The sequence below is a fragment of the Pseudomonas sp. CFBP13508 genome (assembly GCF_005233515.1).
GTDB classification, from domain to species: domain Bacteria; phylum Pseudomonadota; class Gammaproteobacteria; order Pseudomonadales; family Pseudomonadaceae; genus Aquipseudomonas; species Aquipseudomonas mercuritolerans.
Window position 1 is genome coordinate 399559 of the sequence record NZ_QFZZ01000005.1, and the last position, 17201, is coordinate 416759.

General features: G+C 61.6%; 15 protein-coding genes and 1 riboswitch. Of the genes, 9 read left to right on the forward strand and 6 right to left on the reverse strand.

Annotated elements, in window-relative coordinates; all coding sequences use genetic code 11:
• Positions 1 to 39: 39 nt before the first annotated feature.
• The gene (hldE, locus tag PspCFBP13508_RS16975; RefSeq protein WP_137215176.1) at positions 40 to 1461 is read left to right on the forward strand and encodes a bifunctional D-glycero-beta-D-manno-heptose-7-phosphate kinase/D-glycero-beta-D-manno-heptose 1-phosphate adenylyltransferase HldE; all 1422 of its coding nucleotides are present in this window, start codon (positions 40 to 42) and stop codon (positions 1459 to 1461) included.
• A gap of 84 nt (positions 1462 to 1545) precedes the next feature.
• On the opposite strand, the gene PspCFBP13508_RS16980 is transcribed toward hldE, so the two are convergent.
• The 4 genes from PspCFBP13508_RS16980 to PspCFBP13508_RS16995 all read right to left on the reverse strand — a co-directional run bounded on the left by PspCFBP13508_RS16980 (position 1546) and on the right by PspCFBP13508_RS16995 (position 4980).
• Positions 1546 to 2514, reverse strand: coding sequence for a metal ABC transporter ATPase (locus PspCFBP13508_RS16980; RefSeq protein ID WP_073471655.1), 969 nt, complete (start codon positions 2512 to 2514; stop codon positions 1546 to 1548).
• Positions 2515 to 2545: 31 nt separating this feature from the next.
• Entirely contained in the window at positions 2546 to 3358 is an 813-nt protein-coding gene (locus PspCFBP13508_RS16985; protein ID WP_137215177.1) for an aldo/keto reductase, read from the reverse strand.
• Positions 3355 to 4530 carry an FAD-dependent oxidoreductase gene (locus tag PspCFBP13508_RS16990; protein WP_137215178.1) on the reverse strand — a complete coding sequence of 392 codons (1176 nt, stop codon included), beginning with the start codon at positions 4528 to 4530 and terminating at the stop codon, positions 3355 to 3357. Before PspCFBP13508_RS16990 ends, PspCFBP13508_RS16985 begins: the two co-directional genes overlap by 4 nt.
• Before the next feature lie 117 nt (positions 4531 to 4647).
• Positions 4648 to 4980: a multidrug efflux SMR transporter gene (locus PspCFBP13508_RS16995; RefSeq protein ID WP_016771980.1), complete on the reverse strand. Its 333-nt coding sequence runs from the start codon at positions 4978 to 4980 to the stop codon at positions 4648 to 4650.
• 108 nt (positions 4981 to 5088) lie between these two features.
• Between PspCFBP13508_RS16995 and PspCFBP13508_RS17000 the strand changes: the two genes are divergently transcribed.
• Positions 5089 to 5985, forward strand: a complete 897-nt coding sequence (locus PspCFBP13508_RS17000; protein WP_137215179.1) for a LysR family transcriptional regulator — start codon at positions 5089 to 5091, stop codon at positions 5983 to 5985.
• 11 nt (positions 5986 to 5996) lie between these two features.
• Positions 5997 to 7271 carry a lipid IV(A) 3-deoxy-D-manno-octulosonic acid transferase gene (gene waaA / locus PspCFBP13508_RS17005; RefSeq protein ID WP_137215180.1) on the forward strand — a complete coding sequence of 425 codons (1275 nt, stop codon included), beginning with the start codon at positions 5997 to 5999 and terminating at the stop codon, positions 7269 to 7271.
• 628 nt (positions 7272 to 7899) lie between these two features.
• On the opposite strand, the gene PspCFBP13508_RS17010 is transcribed toward waaA, so the two are convergent.
• Positions 7900 to 9333 carry a TolC family outer membrane protein gene (locus PspCFBP13508_RS17010; protein ID WP_016771977.1) on the reverse strand — a complete coding sequence of 478 codons (1434 nt, stop codon included), beginning with the start codon at positions 9331 to 9333 and terminating at the stop codon, positions 7900 to 7902.
• A 204-nt stretch (positions 9334 to 9537) separates the two neighbouring features.
• Positions 9538 to 9643, forward strand: a riboswitch (TPP riboswitch).
• A gap of 144 nt (positions 9644 to 9787) precedes the next feature.
• Between PspCFBP13508_RS17010 and thiC the strand changes: the two genes are divergently transcribed.
• Positions 9788 to 11677 (forward strand): phosphomethylpyrimidine synthase ThiC, encoded by a 1890-nt coding sequence (gene thiC, locus PspCFBP13508_RS17015; RefSeq protein ID WP_137215181.1) that lies wholly within the window; start codon positions 9788 to 9790, stop codon positions 11675 to 11677.
• A gap of 123 nt (positions 11678 to 11800) precedes the next feature.
• Entirely contained in the window at positions 11801 to 13093 is a 1293-nt protein-coding gene (gene cytX / locus PspCFBP13508_RS17020) for a putative hydroxymethylpyrimidine transporter CytX (RefSeq protein WP_137215182.1), read from the forward strand.
• Here cytX and PspCFBP13508_RS17025 read toward each other — a convergent pair.
• Positions 13062 to 13808 (reverse strand): RsiV family protein, encoded by a 747-nt coding sequence (locus PspCFBP13508_RS17025; RefSeq protein ID WP_137215183.1) that lies wholly within the window; start codon positions 13806 to 13808, stop codon positions 13062 to 13064. The genes cytX and PspCFBP13508_RS17025 overlap by 32 nt on opposite strands.
• 227 nt (positions 13809 to 14035) lie before the next feature.
• Between PspCFBP13508_RS17025 and PspCFBP13508_RS17030 the strand changes: the two genes are divergently transcribed.
• The 4 genes from PspCFBP13508_RS17030 to PspCFBP13508_RS17050 all read left to right on the forward strand — a co-directional run bounded on the left by PspCFBP13508_RS17030 (position 14036) and on the right by PspCFBP13508_RS17050 (position 17173).
• Positions 14036 to 14653: an NUDIX domain-containing protein gene (locus PspCFBP13508_RS17030; protein ID WP_137215184.1), complete on the forward strand. Its 618-nt coding sequence runs from the start codon at positions 14036 to 14038 to the stop codon at positions 14651 to 14653.
• Positions 14644 to 15096, forward strand: a complete 453-nt coding sequence (locus PspCFBP13508_RS17035) for a DUF1249 domain-containing protein (RefSeq protein ID WP_130909844.1) — start codon at positions 14644 to 14646, stop codon at positions 15094 to 15096. The genes PspCFBP13508_RS17030 and PspCFBP13508_RS17035 overlap by 10 nt, the downstream gene beginning before the upstream one ends.
• Positions 15097 to 15193: 97 nt before the next feature.
• A complete protein-coding gene (gene cpdA, locus PspCFBP13508_RS17040) occupies positions 15194 to 16009 on the forward strand; it encodes a 3',5'-cyclic-AMP phosphodiesterase (RefSeq protein ID WP_137215185.1) in 816 nt (271 codons plus the stop codon).
• A 555-nt stretch (positions 16010 to 16564) separates the two neighbouring features.
• Positions 16565 to 17173, forward strand: coding sequence for a YqiA/YcfP family alpha/beta fold hydrolase (locus PspCFBP13508_RS17050; RefSeq protein ID WP_076565352.1), 609 nt, complete (start codon positions 16565 to 16567; stop codon positions 17171 to 17173).
• The last annotated feature ends 28 nt before the right edge of the window (positions 17174 to 17201 follow it).

Sequence of the window (17201 nt, forward strand, 5' to 3'; positions counted from 1 at the left end):
AATATCGCGCCCCTGTTCATTTTGTATGTGGGTTGCTCCATGAAATTGTCGATGCCGCGATTCGATCAAGCCCCTGTCTTGGTGGTCGGCGATGTCATGCTCGACCGTTACTGGCATGGCGGAACCTCACGGATTTCTCCTGAGGCGCCGGTGCCGGTGGTCAAGGTCGAGCAGATCGAAGATCGCCCGGGCGGTGCCGCCAACGTGGCGCTGAACATTGCCGCGCTGGGCGCACCGGCATCGCTGGTGGGCGTGACCGGCGATGACGAAGCCGCCGACAGCCTGAGCAACAGTCTCAAGGGTGCGGGCGTACGAGCCCTGTTTCAGCGCATCGCCCATCAACCTACCATCGTCAAGCTGCGGGTCATGAGCCGGCATCAGCAACTGCTGCGTATCGATTTTGAAGAAGTGTTTGCCACCGATGCGCTGGCATTGACCGCGCAGGTCGACGAGCTGCTGGAAGGCATCAAAGTGCTGGTGCTGTCGGATTACGGTAAAGGCGCGCTGAAGAATCATCAGACGCTGATCCAGGCCGCCCGTGCCAAGGGCATTCCGGTGCTGGCCGATCCGAAGGGCAAGGATTTTTCGATCTACCGCGGCGCCAGCCTGATCACGCCGAACCTCAGCGAGTTCGAAACCATCGTCGGTGGTTGCGCCGACGAGCACGAGCTGGTGAGCAAAGGCGCCGTGCTGATGCAGGAACTCGACCTCGGCGCACTGCTGGTGACCCGCGGCGAACACGGCATGACCTTGTTGCGCCCGGATCATCCGGCGTTGCACCTGCCGGCCCGCGCCCGCGAAGTGTTCGACGTGACCGGTGCCGGCGATACGGTGATTTCGACATTGGCGGCAGCCATTGCCGCTGGCGAAGAACTGCCGCACGCGGTGGCGCTGGCCAATCTGGCGGCCGGTATCGTCGTCGGCAAGCTCGGTACAGCAGCGATCAGCGCCCCGGAGCTGCGCCGCGCCATTCAGCGCGAAGAGGGTTCGGAGCGAGGTGTGCTGGGTCTTGAGCAACTACTGCTGGCGGTTGACGATGCCCGTGCGCACAACGAGCGGATTGTCTTCACCAATGGCTGCTTCGACATCCTCCATGCCGGCCACGTGACCTATCTGGAGCAGGCCCGCGCTCAAGGCGATCGTCTGATCGTCGCGGTCAACGATGACGCCTCGGTCAGCCGCCTGAAAGGGCCGGGCCGGCCGATCAACAGCGTTGATCGACGCATGGCGGTACTTGCCGGTCTCGGCGCGGTGGACTGGGTGATCAGCTTTTCTGAAGGCACGCCGGAAAACCTGCTGCGCGAGGTCAAACCGGATGTGTTGGTCAAGGGCGGCGATTACGGCATCGATCAGGTAGTCGGCGCCGATATCGTTACCGCTTACGGCGGCACCGTGAAAGTTTTGGGTCTGGTGGAAAACAGCTCGACGACAGCGATCGTGGAAAAGATCCGCGGCCGATAAGATCAAAAGATCGCAGCCTGCGGCAGCTCCTACAGGGAAATACATTCCAATGCAGGAGTTGTCGAAGGCTGCGATCTTTTGCTTTCAGGAATTCACTTTCTTGCGCGGTACGATTTTCTTCAGCAACTGCCTGGCCTTGCCGCGCAGGCGTGCCAGTCCAGTGGCCTTCTCTGGTGGCGTCAGGCCCTGTTGGCGCAACCAGTCCTTCCAGCGAATCCGCTCATCGCGCACCAGCCAGCCATCCTGTCGGGCAAAGCTTTCAGCCAGATACAGACCGCGCGTACTCGCCGGATACAGTTGATCCTTTTTCAGCGTATACAACTCGGGCAGCGGCTGACCGTCGTGCAATGGCATCAAGTACAGGTCAGGCCGTTTGCGATCGAGCCGCGCCACCAGTTGATCGCCTTCCAGACGCTCATCGACATGAAACAGGCTCAGGGATTTCGCTTCCTTGGGTACGTCCAGGCGCAAGTCATAGATCAATTGCAGTGATGCCGTCGGCAAATGCACGTAGGCCCGTGGCCGCTCCAGCAATTGCAGGTTGGCGCAGCGCACCGGCCGTGCGGATCCGGACAATGGCGTAAGGCGGAACGGCAGCGCTTCGCGGTAATGCAGCGCGGCGGAGTAGGGCGCAGGCAGCCAGGTGTCGTTGAAACGCCCGCCGAGCCAGCCTTCCGGGGTTTCCAGCAGACACTCTTCGGCAATTTCCTGAATCGCTGTGTGCAGCGGAATATTCAATTCGTGGGCCGGCACGTAGCCGGAAATCAGCTTCAGTACCACGTCGCCGCGATCCTGCCGACGCTGGCGCACCAGCACCCAGTAATCGCGATTCTGCCAATGCAGGGTCAGGCGCACGGACACGCCGAGGTTGGCCAGTTCCAGGGCGAAGCGCTCGCTGTCGGCGACGCTGACCGGTTTACGCCGTTGCAGGGTCTGGGCGAAGTTCAGCGGCATGCCGACGCTCTGATAGCTCAGGCCTTCGGGTGTGGCTTCGACGAACAGCGGCAGCGTCTTGAAGTTGCTCGGGTTCTTGCGGATGAGCGTGCGCGGCATATCGGCTCCTGCTTAAGGCCGCGGGGCGGCGTCAGTGACCACGCAGGACCTGGGCAACGGTCGCGGCGTTATGGGCGAGGTGCAGCGGATTGATGGTGCCGACAATAGCACTGGCGACGCCGGGCTGAGTGAACAGCAACTCGAAGCTGGCGCGCACCGGATCGACTCCCGGACTCAGACAGACATGACCGCTGGCCAAGGCTTTTTTCACCAGAATCGCTTTGCCGTGGGCAGCAGCATAGTCAATGACCGCCTTTTCGTTTTGTTCGTTCAGATTGTAGGTGACCATCGCACAGTCGCCTTGCTCCAGCGCTTTCAAGCCGCCTTCGACGGTTTTGCCGGAAAAGCCGAAGCCGCGAATCTTGCCCTCGGCCTTCAGCGCCGCGAGGGTGACGTACACCTCTTCGTGCTCAAGGATGGCCATGTCGTTGCCGTCCGAGTGCACGAGGACCAGGTCGATAAAATCCGTTTCCAGACGTTGCAGGCTGCGTTCGACCGACATTCGCGTGTGCGCAGCGCTGAAGTCGTGGCGCGACAGGCCGTCGGCAAACTCTTCGCCGACCTTGCTGACAATCACCCAATCCTGTCGCTGGCCGCGTAGCAGCGGGCCGAGGCGTTCTTCGCTGCGACCATAGGCCGGTGCGGTGTCGATCAGGTTGATGCCCAGATCCCGCGCCTGGCGCAGCAGCATGCGCGCCTCGTCATCGCCGGGAATCTGAAAGCCGTTGGGGTATTTCACCCCTTGATCGCGGCCGAGTTTGACTGTGCCCAGGCCCAACGGCGAAACCGACAGGCCGGTGCTGCCCAGCGGGCGATGCAGTTCGTGCAGAGTGGCGATGGTCATGGCAGCAGTTGCTCCCACGCGGGTACGCCGAGCGGCGGTTTCGGCAATGGCGGCAGCGGTTCAGTCGCCTGCGGCTGGATGCCGTCGCGTTGCAGCGACGCGATAACGCGGTCGGCGAAGTCTGGCGCCAGTGCCAGTTTGGTCGGCCAGCCGACGAGCAAGCGACCCTCCTCGGCGAGGAAAGCGTTGTCCGGGCGGGTAAGGCCGCTTTGCAGCGGCTCGGCGCGGTCGACGCGCAGGGTTGCCCATTGCGTGGTGCTGAGGTCGATCCATGGCAGCAGCTGGGCGATTTCCTTTTGCGCGGTGGCGATCTGTTCGGCCGGCTCGCGGGCCACGCCTTCGCTTTCGGCAATGTCGCCGCCCATGTACCAGACCCACTGGCCGTCAGCGGCCGGGTGCGCGGTCACGGTGATGCGCGGCTTGGTGCCGCCGCCCAGGCAGTGCGCGTACAGCGGTTTCAAGCCGGGGCCCTTCGCGAGGATCATGTGCAGTGGTCGGCGCTGCATGGCCGGACGACTGAGGCCCAACGCTTCGAGCAGTTCGGCAGTGCCGGCGCCAGCACTGAGGACGATGCGCTGGGCGCGGATCTCCCGCCCATCGACTTTCAGGCCGACCAGCACACCGGCTTCCAGCAGCGGCTCGATGACCTGACCGGCGAGCAGACCGTCGCCGGCCAGCTCGGCCAGACGCTGGATCAGGCTCGGCACGTCGACCACCAGTTCGGCGAGGCGATAGACCTTGCCCTTGAAACGCTTGTCTTGCAGGGCCGGCGGCAGTTCATCGCCCTTGACCTGATCGACCCGGCCACGCACGGCTTTACTGGCGAAGAAACTGGTGAGATTGCCGGCCAGTGTGCCTGGCGACCACAGGTAATGCGCTTCGGACAGCAGGCGCACGCCGGACAGATCCAGCTCGCCATTGCCGGCCAACGCCTCGCGCCAGCGGCGCGGCATGTCGGCGATGGCTTCCGAGGCGCCAGTCAGCGCACCGTGCAGCGCGTATTTGGCGCCGCCATGGATGATGCCCTGGGACTTCACGCTCTGCCCGCCACCGAGGCTGGCGCTTTCCACCAGCACGGTCGAAAAACCCTGACCGCGCAGGCGCGCATTCAGCCAGAGGCCGGCGACACCAGCGCCGACAATCAGAATGTCGGTGGAAATAACGGATGGCATGCAGCGACCTCGGAGCTTGAAGAAGCCGCAAGTTTCAAGCTTCAAGCTGCAAGCTGCAACCCGGACCAGCAAATCAGCAATGCTTGCGGCTTGCCGCTTGAAGCTTGCTGCTGCTTTTTAATGCCCGGCGGTTTTCGAAAACAGCTGAATCACGACGACCCCCAGCACGATCAACGCCATCCCCAGCATCGCCGGTACGTCGAGCTTCTGCCCGTAAATGAACAGAGCGGCGACGCTGACCATGACAATGCCCATCCCCGCCCAGACGGCATAGGCAACGCCCACCGGTACGGTGCGCACCACCAGCGTCAGCATCCAGAATGCGATCCCGTAGCCGACAATCACCAGAATCAGCGGCAGCGGCGTGCTGAAGCCCTTGACCGCTTTCATCGAAACGGTGGCGATCACTTCGGCGCAGATGGCGATGGCCAGATAGACGTAGGCGTTCATGGTTGTGATCCTCAAATAAAACGTTGCTTGCTGAGGTGACATTCTAGGGACTGCTCAGATGGGGTAAAGTCATTACCTATCTGTTCTAGAGATAGGTCGAAAGCGCGCATGCAATGGAATCTTGAGCAGCTACGCATATTTGTCGACGTCGCCGAGCAGCGTTCGTTCTCCGCCGTGGCGCGCCGACAACGCAAGGCGCAATCGGCGATCAGCAGTGCTGTTGCGATGCTCGAAGAGGATTTGGGCGTGAGTCTGTTCGAGCGCAGCAGCGGTCGGCAGCCGATGCTCACCGAGGCGGGCGCGGCGTTGCTGGAAGAAGCCCGCGAAGTGTTGCGCCAGTGCGAGCGCCTCAACGGCAGGGCCATGGCCATGCTGCGCGGCCAGGAGGCGCAATTGCGAATGGCTCAGGACGAGGCGATGCCGTATCAGGCGCTGGTGGAAAGTTTCGGTGAACTGGCCGAGCAGTTTCCCAGCCTGGAAGTGCAACTGACTAGCGCCGCCCAAGGTGAAGTTGCACGCAAACTGGTCGAGCGTCGGGCCGACCTCGGCCTGCTGTTCTATCACGATGAAATCCCCGAAGCCCTTGAGCGCCGCGTGCTGGGTCGAGTGGAAATGGTCACGGTCTGCGGCGTCAATCATCCGCTGGCGCAGCAGGCTTACGTGACGTGCGAGCAACTGGCGCAGCACCGGCAATTGCTGATGTCGACGCAGACCAGCGTCTATCCCGGCAACGAGCCGGCCAGCCCGCAGGTGTGGCGCGCCGACAGCTTTTACGTGATGTCCGAATGGCTGGTGCGCGATCTCGGCTGGGCGTGGTTGCCGCGCCACGTTGTGCAGTACTCGGCGTATCAGGGCCAAATGGTTGAACTCGATAGCGAATGGACGCCGCCAGCGCTGGTGGTGGAACTGGTCTGGCGCCGCGACGAACCGCTCGGCCCGGCCGCGCGCTGGCTGGCGGAACGTTTTGCCGTGCACTTGCGGGCGATCGGCGACAAAAGCCGATAAACTCCGCCGCCATGAATAGAACTCTCTACACCGCGCTGTTTTACCTGGGGCTGCCATTGGTGGCGATTCGGCTGTGGCTGCGCGCACGCAAGGCGCCGGCCTATGCCAAGCGCATTGGCGAGCGCTTTACTCTTGGCATGCCGACCTTGCAGCCCGGCGGCATCTGGGTGCACGCGGTGTCGGTCGGCGAAAGCATTGCTGCCGCGCCGATGATCCGCGCGCTGCTGGAGCGCTATCCGACGCTGCCGATCACCGTGACCTGCATGACCCCGACCGGTTCGGAGCGGATTCAGGCACTGTTCGCCAACGAGCCGCGCATGCAGCACTGTTATTTGCCGTACGACTTGCCGTGTGCGGCGGCGCGTTTTCTTGATCGCGTGCAGCCGAAACTTGCGGTGATCATGGAAACCGAGCTGTGGCCCAACCATATTCATCAATGTGCCAAGCGCGGAATTCCGGTGGCCTTGGCCAATGGGCGACTGTCCGAGCGCTCGGCACGCGGTTATGGCCGCTTCAGTAAATTGACCGCGCCGATGCTGGATGAGATGAGCCTGTTCGCCGTGCAGACCGAAGCCGAGGCCCAGCGCTTCCGTGATCTGGGCGCCCGGCCGGAGACGGTTGAAGTCACCGGCTCGATCAAGTTCGACCTGACCATCGACCCGCAACTGCTGCAACGCGCAGCCGAACTGCGTAACCAATGGCAGGCGCAGGATCGCCCGGTATGGATCGCCGCGAGCACTCACGAAGGCGAAGACGAAGTGGTGCTTGACGCCCATCGTCGATTGCTTGCCAGCCATCCCGATGCGTTGCTGATTCTGGTACCGCGTCATCCCGAGCGCTTCAATTCGGTGTTCGACCTGTGCCAGCGCGAAGGTTTCGCCACGGTACGTCGCTCGACCGGGGCCAATGTCGATGCGCAGACGCGCGTGCTGCTTGGCGACACCATGGGCGAGTTGCTGTTTCTCTATGCCCTGGCCGACAGCGCATTTGTCGGCGGCAGTCTGGTGCCGAATGGCGGGCACAACCTGCTCGAACCCGCCGCGCTGGCGAAACCGGTACTCAGCGGCCCGCACCTGTTCAACTTCCTCGACATCGCCGCGCAGTTGCGCGAAGCCGGGGCGTTGGCCGAAGTGGATGATGCCGAAGGCCTCGCAGTCGAGGTGCAGCGCTTGTTCGAACTGCCGCGTGATGCGCAGCGCATGGCCGAGGCCGGGCTGGCGGTGATGCGCCGCAATCAGGGCGCGTTACAGCGGCTGGTGGATGGCTTGGCGCGGCTGATCCAATAATCGCCTGGAATATTACCGTGGCGAGGGGATTCATCCCCGCTGGGGTGCGAAGCAGCCCCAAAACCATTCAGCGCGGTGATTCAGTCAGATCTGGCAAGCCGGATTTACGACTGCTGCGCAGCCGGACGGGGATAAATCCCCTCACCACAGGGGTTCATTCCAGATTGTTCATGGCCGGGCCTTACTGTGGCGAGGGGATTTATCCCCGCTGGGTTGCGAAGCAGCCCCAAACCATTCAGCGCGGTGATTCAGTCAGATCTGGCAAGCCGGATTTACGACTGCTGCGCAGCCGGACGGGGATAAATCCCCTCACCACAGAGGTTCATTCAGATTGTTTATGGCCGGGCCATACTGTGGCGAGGGGATTTATCCCCGCTGGGTTGCGAAGCAGCCCCAAAACCATTCAGCGCGGTGATTCAGTCAGATCTGACAAACAGGATCTACGACTGCTGCGCAGCCGGACGGGGATAAATCCCCTCACCACAGGGATTCATCCCCGCTGGGTTGCGAAGCGGCCCCGAAACCATTCAGCGCGGTGATTCAGTCAGATCTGACAAGCAGGATTTACGACTGCTGCGCAGCCGGACGGGGATAAATCCCCTCACCACAGGGGATTCATCCAGATTGTTTATGGCCGGGCCTTGAGCTGCGCTTCAGCCGCCGACGCCAGATCCGGCGGCAGGAAGTCCTTGTCCGGGTTGTAGTCGGCTTTCAGATAGCGCCGCAGATCTTCCAGGTCACCCGGATTCAGCGTCCCCGCCGCCTGCTTCAGGCGCAGGTTGTCGAGGATGTAGTCGTAGCGGGTGTTGTTGTAGTTGCGCACCGAGGTGTACAGCTGGCGCTGCGCGTCGAGCACGTCGACGATGTTGCGTGTGCCGACCTGATAACCGATTTCCGTGGCTTCCACCGCACTTTGGTTGGAGATGATCGACTGGCGGCGCGCCTGCACCTGCTCAACGTCGGTGTTCACCGCGCGGTGCAGATTGCGGGTGTTTTCCACCACTTGCCGGCGCAGCGATTCGCGCTGCTGTTCGCTCTGATCCAGTTGCGCATAGGACTGACGCACTTGCGAACTGGTCAGCCCGCCGCTGTAGATCGGGATGTTCAGTTGCAGGCCCAGGGTGCTCTGCTCGACGTTACCGCCATAAGGCGCGCCGAACGAGTTGGGGTTGGCGAAGCCGAGGGCGTCGTTGTCGCCTTTCTCGTATTTCGCCACGGCGTCGAGAGTCGGCAGGTGGCCGGCCTTGCGCTGCTTGAGCGTCTGCTCGGCGGAGCTGACCGCGTAGTTGCTGGCGAGCAGATTGAGGTTCTGCCGCGCCGCCGTGTCGACCCAGGATTTCGCATCGTTGGGCGCCGGCGGCAGGATCGGCAGCGTGTGGACGATGCCCTGAATCGAGTTGTACTGACGGTTGGTCAGGGTGATCAACGCCTGGAACGCATCATCGACCTGACGCTGGGCGACGATACGGTTGGCTCGCGCGGTGTCGTAACTGGCTTGCGATTGCAGCACGTCGGTCTTGTCCGAGAGGCCGACATCGAAACGCTCGTTGGACTGGTCGAGCTGACGTTTGAACGCCGCTTCTTCAGCCTTGGTCGAGGCCAGATTGTCCTGGCTGCGCAGCACGTTGAAGTAGCTTTCGGCCGATTGCAGGATCAGGTTCTGTTCGGTCGCCGACAGTTGCAGCGCGGCCTGTTCGTTGACGTCCTTGGCTGCTTGATACTGGAACCAGCGATCGGCGCGGAACAGCGGCTGCGCGAGTGTCGCCTGGTAGGAATGCGCGCTGCGGTTGGCGATGGCCGAGGGTTGGTCGATCGAGGTGCGCACGTCGGCGACTTCGGCGCCACCGGACAGGTTCGGCAGCAGACCGGCGCGGGCCTGGGGCACCACTTCTTTTTGCGCGCCATACTGGGCGCGGGCCGCCGCGAGGTCGGCGTTATTGTCGACCGCTTCCTGGTAGACGCTGACCAGATCGGTTTTGGTCGACAAGGGTGCTTCCGCTGCCCAGGCCATTGTGTTGGACGCACAGGACACGGCAACAGCCAGTGAAAGTTTGCGCAGCATGAGGCGATCCCTAGCATGAATATTATGGAAGTAATCCGGGCGCCAAAGGTAAGGCGCAGCCCGCACAGCGTCAAGGCTGAGCAGGCCAAGCGAGTGTAGTTGCGCATTGCTCCGGCAACAATCGGCCAGCCTGGGTATTTACGCCATTCATCATGGCGTTTGCTGCGGTGTTGGCGTTCCTCGGTGGTTGTGTCTAGACTGGCCGGGTTCTTGTCGGGGTGCCTTGCTATGAGGCTGAGATCGAATAATTTCGGATCCCGTTGAACCTGATCAGGTTAGCGCCTGCGTAGGGAACAAGATTTCTCGTCACCCGGCGAGTCCTCTTGTGCTTCGTCCGGGATATTGTTCGACAATCGAACGCCATGACGAATGCACAGCACCGGTCCTGGTGCGTCCGTGCCTTTCAGGTTCTGCTCCGACAATCCACTGCTGGATGCTGTCTGGAGAGCCTGTGATGACAACAAAAGAAAAAAACGCGATCAACCTGAGTGACTCGGCCAAGGTCGACGAGCAATCGGTCAAGCCGTTCACCCGTTCGCAAAAAGTCTACGTTCAGGGTTCGCGCCCGGACATCCGCGTACCGATGCGCGAAATCAGCCTCGATGTAACCCCGACCGATTTCGGCGGCGAGATCAACGCCCCGGTCACGGTCTACGACACCTCCGGCCCGTACACCGATCCGAACGTGGTGATCGACGTGCGCAAAGGCCTCGGCGATGTGCGTTCGGCGTGGATCGATGACCGTGGCGACACCGAGCGCCTGCCGGGCCTGAGTTCGAACTTCGGTCAGCAGCGTCTGGCCGATGCCGAACTGACCAAACTGCGCTTTGCCCACGTCAACAACCCGCGCCGCGCCAAGGTCGGGGCCAACGTCAGCCAGATGCACTACGCGCGCAAAGGCATCATCACTGCCGAGATGGAATACGTCGCCATCCGCGAAAACATGAAGCTGCAAGAGGCCCGCGCGGCTGGCCTGCTCAAGCAGCAACACGCCGGCCACAGCTTCGGCGCAAGCATTCCGCAAGAAATCACCGCGGAATTCGTCCGCGAAGAAATCGCTCGCGGCCGCGCGATCATTCCCGCCAACATCAACCACGTCGAACTGGAACCGATGATCATCGGCCGTAACTTCCTGGTGAAGATCAACGGCAACATCGGCAACAGCGCCCTGGGTTCTTCGATCGAAGAAGAAGTGGCGAAACTGACCTGGGGCATTCGCTGGGGCTCGGACACGGTGATGGACCTGTCCACCGGCAAACACATTCACGAAACCCGCGAGTGGATCATTCGTAACTCGCCGGTGCCGATCGGTACCGTGCCGATCTATCAGGCGCTGGAGAAGGTCAACGGCGTCGCTGAAGACCTGACCTGGGAGCTGTTCCGCGACACCCTGATCGAACAGGCCGAGCAGGGCGTCGACTACTTCACCATTCACGCCGGCGTGCTCCTGCGCTACGTACCGCTGACTGCCAAACGCGTGACCGGCATCGTCTCCCGTGGCGGTTCGATCATGGCCAAGTGGTGCCTGGCGCACCACAAAGAGAACTTCCTCTACACCCACTTCGACGAAATCTGCGAAATCATGAAGGCCTACGACGTCAGCTTCTCGCTGGGCGATGGCCTGCGTCCGGGCTCGATTGCCGACGCCAACGACGAAGCGCAATTCGGCGAACTGGAAACCCTCGGCGAGCTGACCAAGATCGCCTGGAAACACGACGTGCAATGCATGATCGAAGGCCCGGGCCACGTGCCGATGCAGTTGATCAAAGAGAACATGGACAAACAGCTCGAATGCTGCGACGAGGCGCCGTTCTACACCCTCGGCCCGCTGACTACCGACATTGCGCCGGGCTATGACCACATCACTTCCGGTATCGGCGCGGCAATGATCGGCTGGTTCGGTTGCGCGATGCTCTGCTACGTGACGCCGAAGGAACACTTGGGCCTGCCGAACAAGGATGACGTGAAAACCGGGATCATCACTTACAAGATCGCCGCGCACGCGGCGGACCTGGCCAAGGGACATCCGGGCGCGCAGATTCGTGATAACGCACTGAGCAAGGCGCGTTTCGAATTTCGCTGGGAAGACCAGTTCAACCTCGGCCTGGACCCGGACACCGCGCGCTCCTATCACGACGAAACCCTGCCGAAGGATTCGGCCAAGGTCGCGCATTTCTGCTCGATGTGCGGGCCGAAATTCTGCTCGATGAAGATCACCCAGGAAGTCCGCGAGTATGCGGCCAACCAGCGCATCGACGCGGTCGACGTGGACGTCGCCAAAGGTCTGGCGGAGCAGGCCGAGCGGTTCAAGAAGGAAGGCAGTCAGCTGTACAAGAAAGTCTAGCCACAAGCGGCAAGCTACAAGCTACAAGCTGCGAGATCAGAAGCAGTCCGCGTACCGCTTTTAACTTGCAGCTTGCAGCTCGCAGCTTGCAGCTTTTTCCTGCTCCTCTTTGAGATAACACCCTTGAGCATTCAACCCGGCACTTATTCCCCCGACCTCGCCGTGCCCGCTGACAAGCGTGTCTTCGGCGGTCGCGATCTGTTTTCCCTGTGGTTCTCCCTCGGCATCGGCCTGATGGTTTTGCAGACCGGTGCATTGCTCGCGCCGGGTCTGGGTCTGTCCGGTTCTTTGCTGGCGATTTTCCTCGGCACGCTGGTCGGCGTGCTGTTGCTGGCCGCCGTTGGCGTGATCGGCAGCGACACCGGCCTGTCATCAATGGCCGCGCTGAAGCTCAGCCTTGGCAGCAAAGGCGCGAGCCTGCCGGCGCTGCTCAATCTGCTGCAACTGATCGGCTGGGGCTCGTTCGAAATCATCGTCATGCGCGACGCCGCCAGCCTGCTCGGCACCCGCGCCTTCAGCGAAGGTTCGCTGTGGTCGAACCCGGTGTTGTGGACGCTGTTTTTCGGCGCGCTGGCAACGTTGCTCGCGGTCAGCGGGCCGTTGACATTTGTGCGGCAGATCCTGCGCAAGTGGGGCATCTGGCTGTTGCTCGCGGCGTGCCTGTGGCTAACCTGGAACCTGTTTGCCAAAGCCGACCTCGCGGCGCTGTGGGCGCGCGCCGGTGACGGTTCGATGCCGTTCGCGGTGGGCTTCGACATTGCCATCGCCATGCCGCTGTCGTGGCTGCCATTGATTGCCGACTACTCGCGTTTCGGCAAGCGCGCGAAGAATGTGTTTGGTGGCACGGCTGTGGGTTTTTTCATCGGTAATTTCTGGCTGATGAGCCTTGGCGTGGCCTACACCCTGGCGTTTGCGCCGAGCGGTGAAGTCAATGCGTTGCTGCTGGCCTTGGCTGGTGCCGGTCTGGGCATTCCGCTGTTGCTGATTCTGCTCGACGAGTCGGAAAACGCTTTTGCCGATATACATTCGGCAGCGGTCTCGAGCGGGATTCTGTTGCGTCTGAAAGTCGAGCATCTGGCCTTGGCCATCGGCGTGATCTGCACGCTGATCGCACTGCTGGCGCCGTTGGCGCAGTACCAGAATTTCCTGCTGTTGATTGGCTCGGTGTTTGCGCCGCTGTTCGGCGTGGTGCTGGTGGATCATTTCATCCTGCGCAAGCGCAGTGCTCAGGTCGCCTCAGCCGCATTGCGCTGGCCGGCGTTGCTGGCGTGGCTGGGTGGCGTGAGCACCTACCACTTGCTGGCGAATCTGTATCCGGATGTCGGCGCAACCCTGCCGGCGCTGGTGCTGGCAGGGTTGCTACAACTGGTGCTGGGCCGGGCCTTCAGTTACGGCCGGGAAACAGCTCAGGCTTGAGAATGCCGTTCAGGCGCGGGTAAGGAATCTTCAGTTCGACGTGGCCCAGCGCATAGGGCGCGATGGTGGTCACGTCGTACTTGAGGATCACGCCACCGTAGGTCAGCGCCACGTGCGGGGTTTTCACGAACGGCCAGTTCGCAACGAATTCCGCCTCCTGATCGAGCTTGGTGCTGATCAGCCAACTGTTGTGCGCCACTTGCGCGGCTTTCCAGAATGCCTCTTCCTGACCCGGCAGCAACATGTCGGACAGGTTCAGCACCTTGTGCTGCTGGCGCGAATAGTTGATGAAACCGCGACCCGGCGTGCCATGGGCGCCGCCGGTGTCGAGGTAGCTCGACAGCTCGATGATCACCAGTCCGTCATGCTGCTCGCGTACTTTCGCTTGCAGATAGCTGCTGTTGCGCGGGCCGGCGCTGGCGAGGAACTGCTCGCGGTAGGCGGCCAGGGTTGGCGCGACCGGTGCGTTCTTCTCGGTGCGGGTCATTTGCAGCAGACGTTTTTCGATGATGCCGTCCAGTGCCGGCTCGTCCGGGAAGCGCAGGGTGTCGATGTTCACCAGCGGGCAATCGGGATTGGAACAGCCGGGTTTGAGTTGTTCCGAGGCGTCGCGGGTGGCTTCCAGCGGCGTGCGATAGTTGGGCTGGAACAGGCTGGCACAGGCGCCCAGAGTCAGGGCAATAGCGGCCACAGAGGCAATTTTGAAAAGCGACATGGGCGTCCTTTCGAAAGCAGGGGAAGGCAAAAAGATACCGCTTCGACTCTCAACGGAGCAGTCAGTTCGCCACTAAGCTGATTAGAGTGTGTTTCACCGTCACCGTCCATCCCGCTGACGGTAAAGGGGCTGCATCAAACGGTGCGGGCGCGTTAGGATGGCGCGAAGTCGAGGTTGCCGGTTGTACATGGAAACCCCGTAAAGGATATGCAGTAAAGAGGATGATCATGACTGATTTTGCCAACGCCATTCCGACCGTCGTCGATATCGTGCGGCGTGAAAAATGCTACGAGGGCTTCTACAAGCTCGACCGTGTGCACTTGCGCCATGAGCTGTTCGCCGGGGGTATGAGCCGCGAGATCAACCGGGAAATCTTCGTGCGCCACGATGCCGTGTGCGTCCTGCCTTACGATCCGCAGCGCGATGAAGTGGTGCTGATCGAGCAGTTTCGCGTCGGCGCCATGGGCAAGACCGATAACCCGTGGCTGGTCGAACTGGTCGCCGGTCTGATCGACAAGGATGAGCAACCGGAAGAAGTTGCTCACCGCGAGGCGCAGGAGGAAGCTGGGCTGAATTTCCAGGCCCTGTGGCCGATGACCAAGTACTTTCCATCGCCGGGCGGCAGCAACGAGTTCGTGCATTTGTATCTGGGGCGTTGCAGCACCGACGGTGTCGGCGGTCTGCACGGGCTGGAAGAAGAGGCCGAAGACATTCGCGTAACGGTCTGGGCATTTGAAGATGCCTTGCAGGCCGTGCGTGACGGTCGGATTGCCAACGCGGCGAGCATTATCGCCTTGCAGTGGCTGGCGCTCAATTGCGCCGAAGTGAGGGGGCTATGGTCGTAAACAAGCTGCGCGATCGTTATCGGGTTGACCTTGTGGGGCTGCAAGCCGCCTGCGAGGCCAACTACGCGCGCCTGATGCGACTGCTGCCGGACATGCGCAACGAACCCGAAGCGCGGCGTATCGCTGTGACCCAGGGCGAGCAGATGCTCGGCGTGCTCGCCCTCGAAGTGCTGCAGACCTGCCCGTACACCACGACCTTGCAGGTACGCCAGGAGCTCAGCCTGCCATGGTTGCCGGTGCCGCAACTGGAAGTGCAGGTCTACCACGACGCGCGCATGGCCGAAGTGGTCAGCGCCGAACATGCACGACGCTTTCGCGGCATCTATCCTTACCCGAACGCCGCCATGCACCAGCCCGATGAAAAGGCCCAGCTCAATGTGTTTCTGGGCGAATGGCTGAGTCATTGCCTGGCGTTGGGGCACGAGTACGAAGTCGTTCGCTAGTTGTGAACTGCGTCCGCTTCGGCGGTTTCCCCTTTTTGTCATCCCCCAGCATAATTGCCGCACCCATCCATTGTGTGCCTAGCCCCGGGAGAGCGCCTTGCCCAGCGTATCGACATTGACCAGCGCCGACCCGGCGCTGCTGGTGCAGTTGTCCGACAGCCACCTGTTCGCTGAAGCGCACAGCAAGCTGCTGGGCATGAAGACCCGCGAGAGCCTGCAACAGGTCATCGACCTGGTGTTGGCGCAACAGGCGCGGATCGACCTGCTGCTGGCGACCGGAGATATTTCCCAGGACGGTACGCTGGAGTCGTATCGGGCCTTCCGCCAGATGAGCGCGCAGATCAATGCCCCGGCGCGCTGGATTCCCGGCAATCACGACGAGCCGATGGTCATGGCCGAGGCGGCGGTGCAGAGCACCTTGCTCGAATCGGTAGTCGATATCGGCAATTGGCGGGTGACGATGCTGGATTCGGCGGTGCCGGGTTCGGTGCCGGGCTATCTGCAGGATGATCAATTGCAACTGCTGGCCCGCGCGCTGAGCGAGGCGCCGGAGCGTCATCATCTGGTGTGCCTGCATCATCATCCGGTGTCGATCGGCTGCGCGTGGATGGAGTCGATCGGCCTGCGTAACCCGGAAGCGTTCTTTGAAGTGCTGGATCGCTTTCCCCAGGTTCGCGCGGTGTTGTGGGGGCATGTGCATCAGCAAATCGATCGCGAACGCAATGGCGTGCGCTTGATGGCCTCGCCTTCGACGTGCATCCAGTTCGAGCCGGGGAGTGCGGATTTCAAAGTGGGCGAGCAGGCGCCGGGGTATCGGTGGTTGCGGCTGTTGCCGGATGGGCGACTGGAAACTGGCGTCGAGCGGGTCAGCGACTTCGAGTTCACCGTCGATTACGGCTCCAACGGCTACTGAACTGACAATCAAAAACCCTCACCCCAGCCCTCTCCCGGAGGGAGAGGGGGCCGACCGAGGTGTCTTGCGCTATGCATCGACCTGAAACAGCGATATCGATTATGGATTCGCAGCAAAACGTCAGGTCGGTGTAGCTCTCGAATATCCCCCAATCGGTTCCCTCTCCCTCCGGGAGAGAGGGGGCCGACCGCGGTGTCTTTGGCTGTGCATCGACCTGAAACAGCGATATCGATTATGGATTCGCAGCAAAACGTCAGGTCGGTGTAGCTCTCCAATATCCCCCATTCGGTCCCCTCTCCCTCCGGGAGAGAGGGGGCCGACCGCGGTGTCTTTGGCTGTGCATCGACCTGAAACAGCGATATCGATTATGGATTCGCAGCAAAACGTTCAGGTCGGTGTAGCTCTCGAATATCCCCCAATCGGTTCCCTCTCCCTCCGGGAGAGGGCTAGGGTGAGGGCTGCTCTTGCTGTTACACCAATTTATCGAGCCCACCCCCAATCCGGCTCTTCTCACTGTAAACTCCGCTATCTTTCGCCGACAGCCAGGGAGCTCAAATGTCCGGTTCGATCCTCTATATCCACGGTTTCAACAGCGCGCCGGCCTCGAAGAAGGCCTGTCAGCTGGTCGCGGTCATGGAGCGGCTGGGTTTGAGCGAGCAATTGCGCGTGCCGGCGCTGCATCACCATCCGCGTGAAGCCATCGGTCAGCTCGAGCAGGCAATCGCCGAGCTGGGCCGGCCGCTGCTGGTGGGAAGTTCGCTCGGCGGCTACTATGCGACTCACCTGGCCGAGCGCCATGGCCTGAAAGCTCTTCTGGTCAATCCGGCGGTCAGCCCGCACCGGATGTTCGATGGTTATCTGGGCACGCAGAAGAACCTCTACACCGATGAAACCTGGGAACTGACCCACGACCACGTCACGGCGCTGGCCGAACTGGAAGTGCCACCACCGCAGGATCCGCAGCGTTATCAGGTCTGGTTGCAAACCGGCGACGAAACGCTGGATTATCGCCTCGCCCAACAGTATTACCGCGCCTGTGCCTTGCGCATCCAGGCTGGCGGCGACCACAGTTTTCAGGGCTTTGCCGGGCAATTACCGGCGTTGCTGAGTTTTGCCGGCATGGCTGCCGATATGTATCAGGCAATCGATTTCACCACGCTGTGAAGTCTTGCCCCTCTTTCATGAATGACTG

Coding starts and splice junctions, on each gene's coding strand:
- hldE (WP_137215176.1), top strand. CDS start 40: ATGAAATTGTCGATGCCGCGATTCGATCAAGCCCCTGTCTTGGTGGTC.
- PspCFBP13508_RS17035 (WP_130909844.1), top strand. CDS start 14,644: ATGGTCGTAAACAAGCTGCGCGATCGTTATCGGGTTGACCTTGTGGGG.
- PspCFBP13508_RS17000 (WP_137215179.1), top strand. CDS start 5,089: ATGCAATGGAATCTTGAGCAGCTACGCATATTTGTCGACGTCGCCGAG.
- PspCFBP13508_RS17025 (WP_137215183.1), bottom strand. CDS start 13,808: ATGTCGCTTTTCAAAATTGCCTCTGTGGCCGCTATTGCCCTGACTCTG.
- PspCFBP13508_RS16990 (WP_137215178.1), bottom strand. CDS start 4,530: ATGCCATCCGTTATTTCCACCGACATTCTGATTGTCGGCGCTGGTGTC.
- PspCFBP13508_RS16985 (WP_137215177.1), bottom strand. CDS start 3,358: ATGACCATCGCCACTCTGCACGAACTGCATCGCCCGCTGGGCAGCACC.
- PspCFBP13508_RS17030 (WP_137215184.1), top strand. CDS start 14,036: ATGACTGATTTTGCCAACGCCATTCCGACCGTCGTCGATATCGTGCGG.
- PspCFBP13508_RS17050 (WP_076565352.1), top strand. CDS start 16,565: ATGTCCGGTTCGATCCTCTATATCCACGGTTTCAACAGCGCGCCGGCC.
- thiC (WP_137215181.1), top strand. CDS start 9,788: ATGACAACAAAAGAAAAAAACGCGATCAACCTGAGTGACTCGGCCAAG.
- waaA (WP_137215180.1), top strand. CDS start 5,997: ATGAATAGAACTCTCTACACCGCGCTGTTTTACCTGGGGCTGCCATTG.
- PspCFBP13508_RS17010 (WP_016771977.1), bottom strand. CDS start 9,333: ATGCTGCGCAAACTTTCACTGGCTGTTGCCGTGTCCTGTGCGTCCAAC.
- PspCFBP13508_RS16995 (WP_016771980.1), bottom strand. CDS start 4,980: ATGAACGCCTACGTCTATCTGGCCATCGCCATCTGCGCCGAAGTGATC.
- PspCFBP13508_RS16980 (WP_073471655.1), bottom strand. CDS start 2,514: ATGCCGCGCACGCTCATCCGCAAGAACCCGAGCAACTTCAAGACGCTG.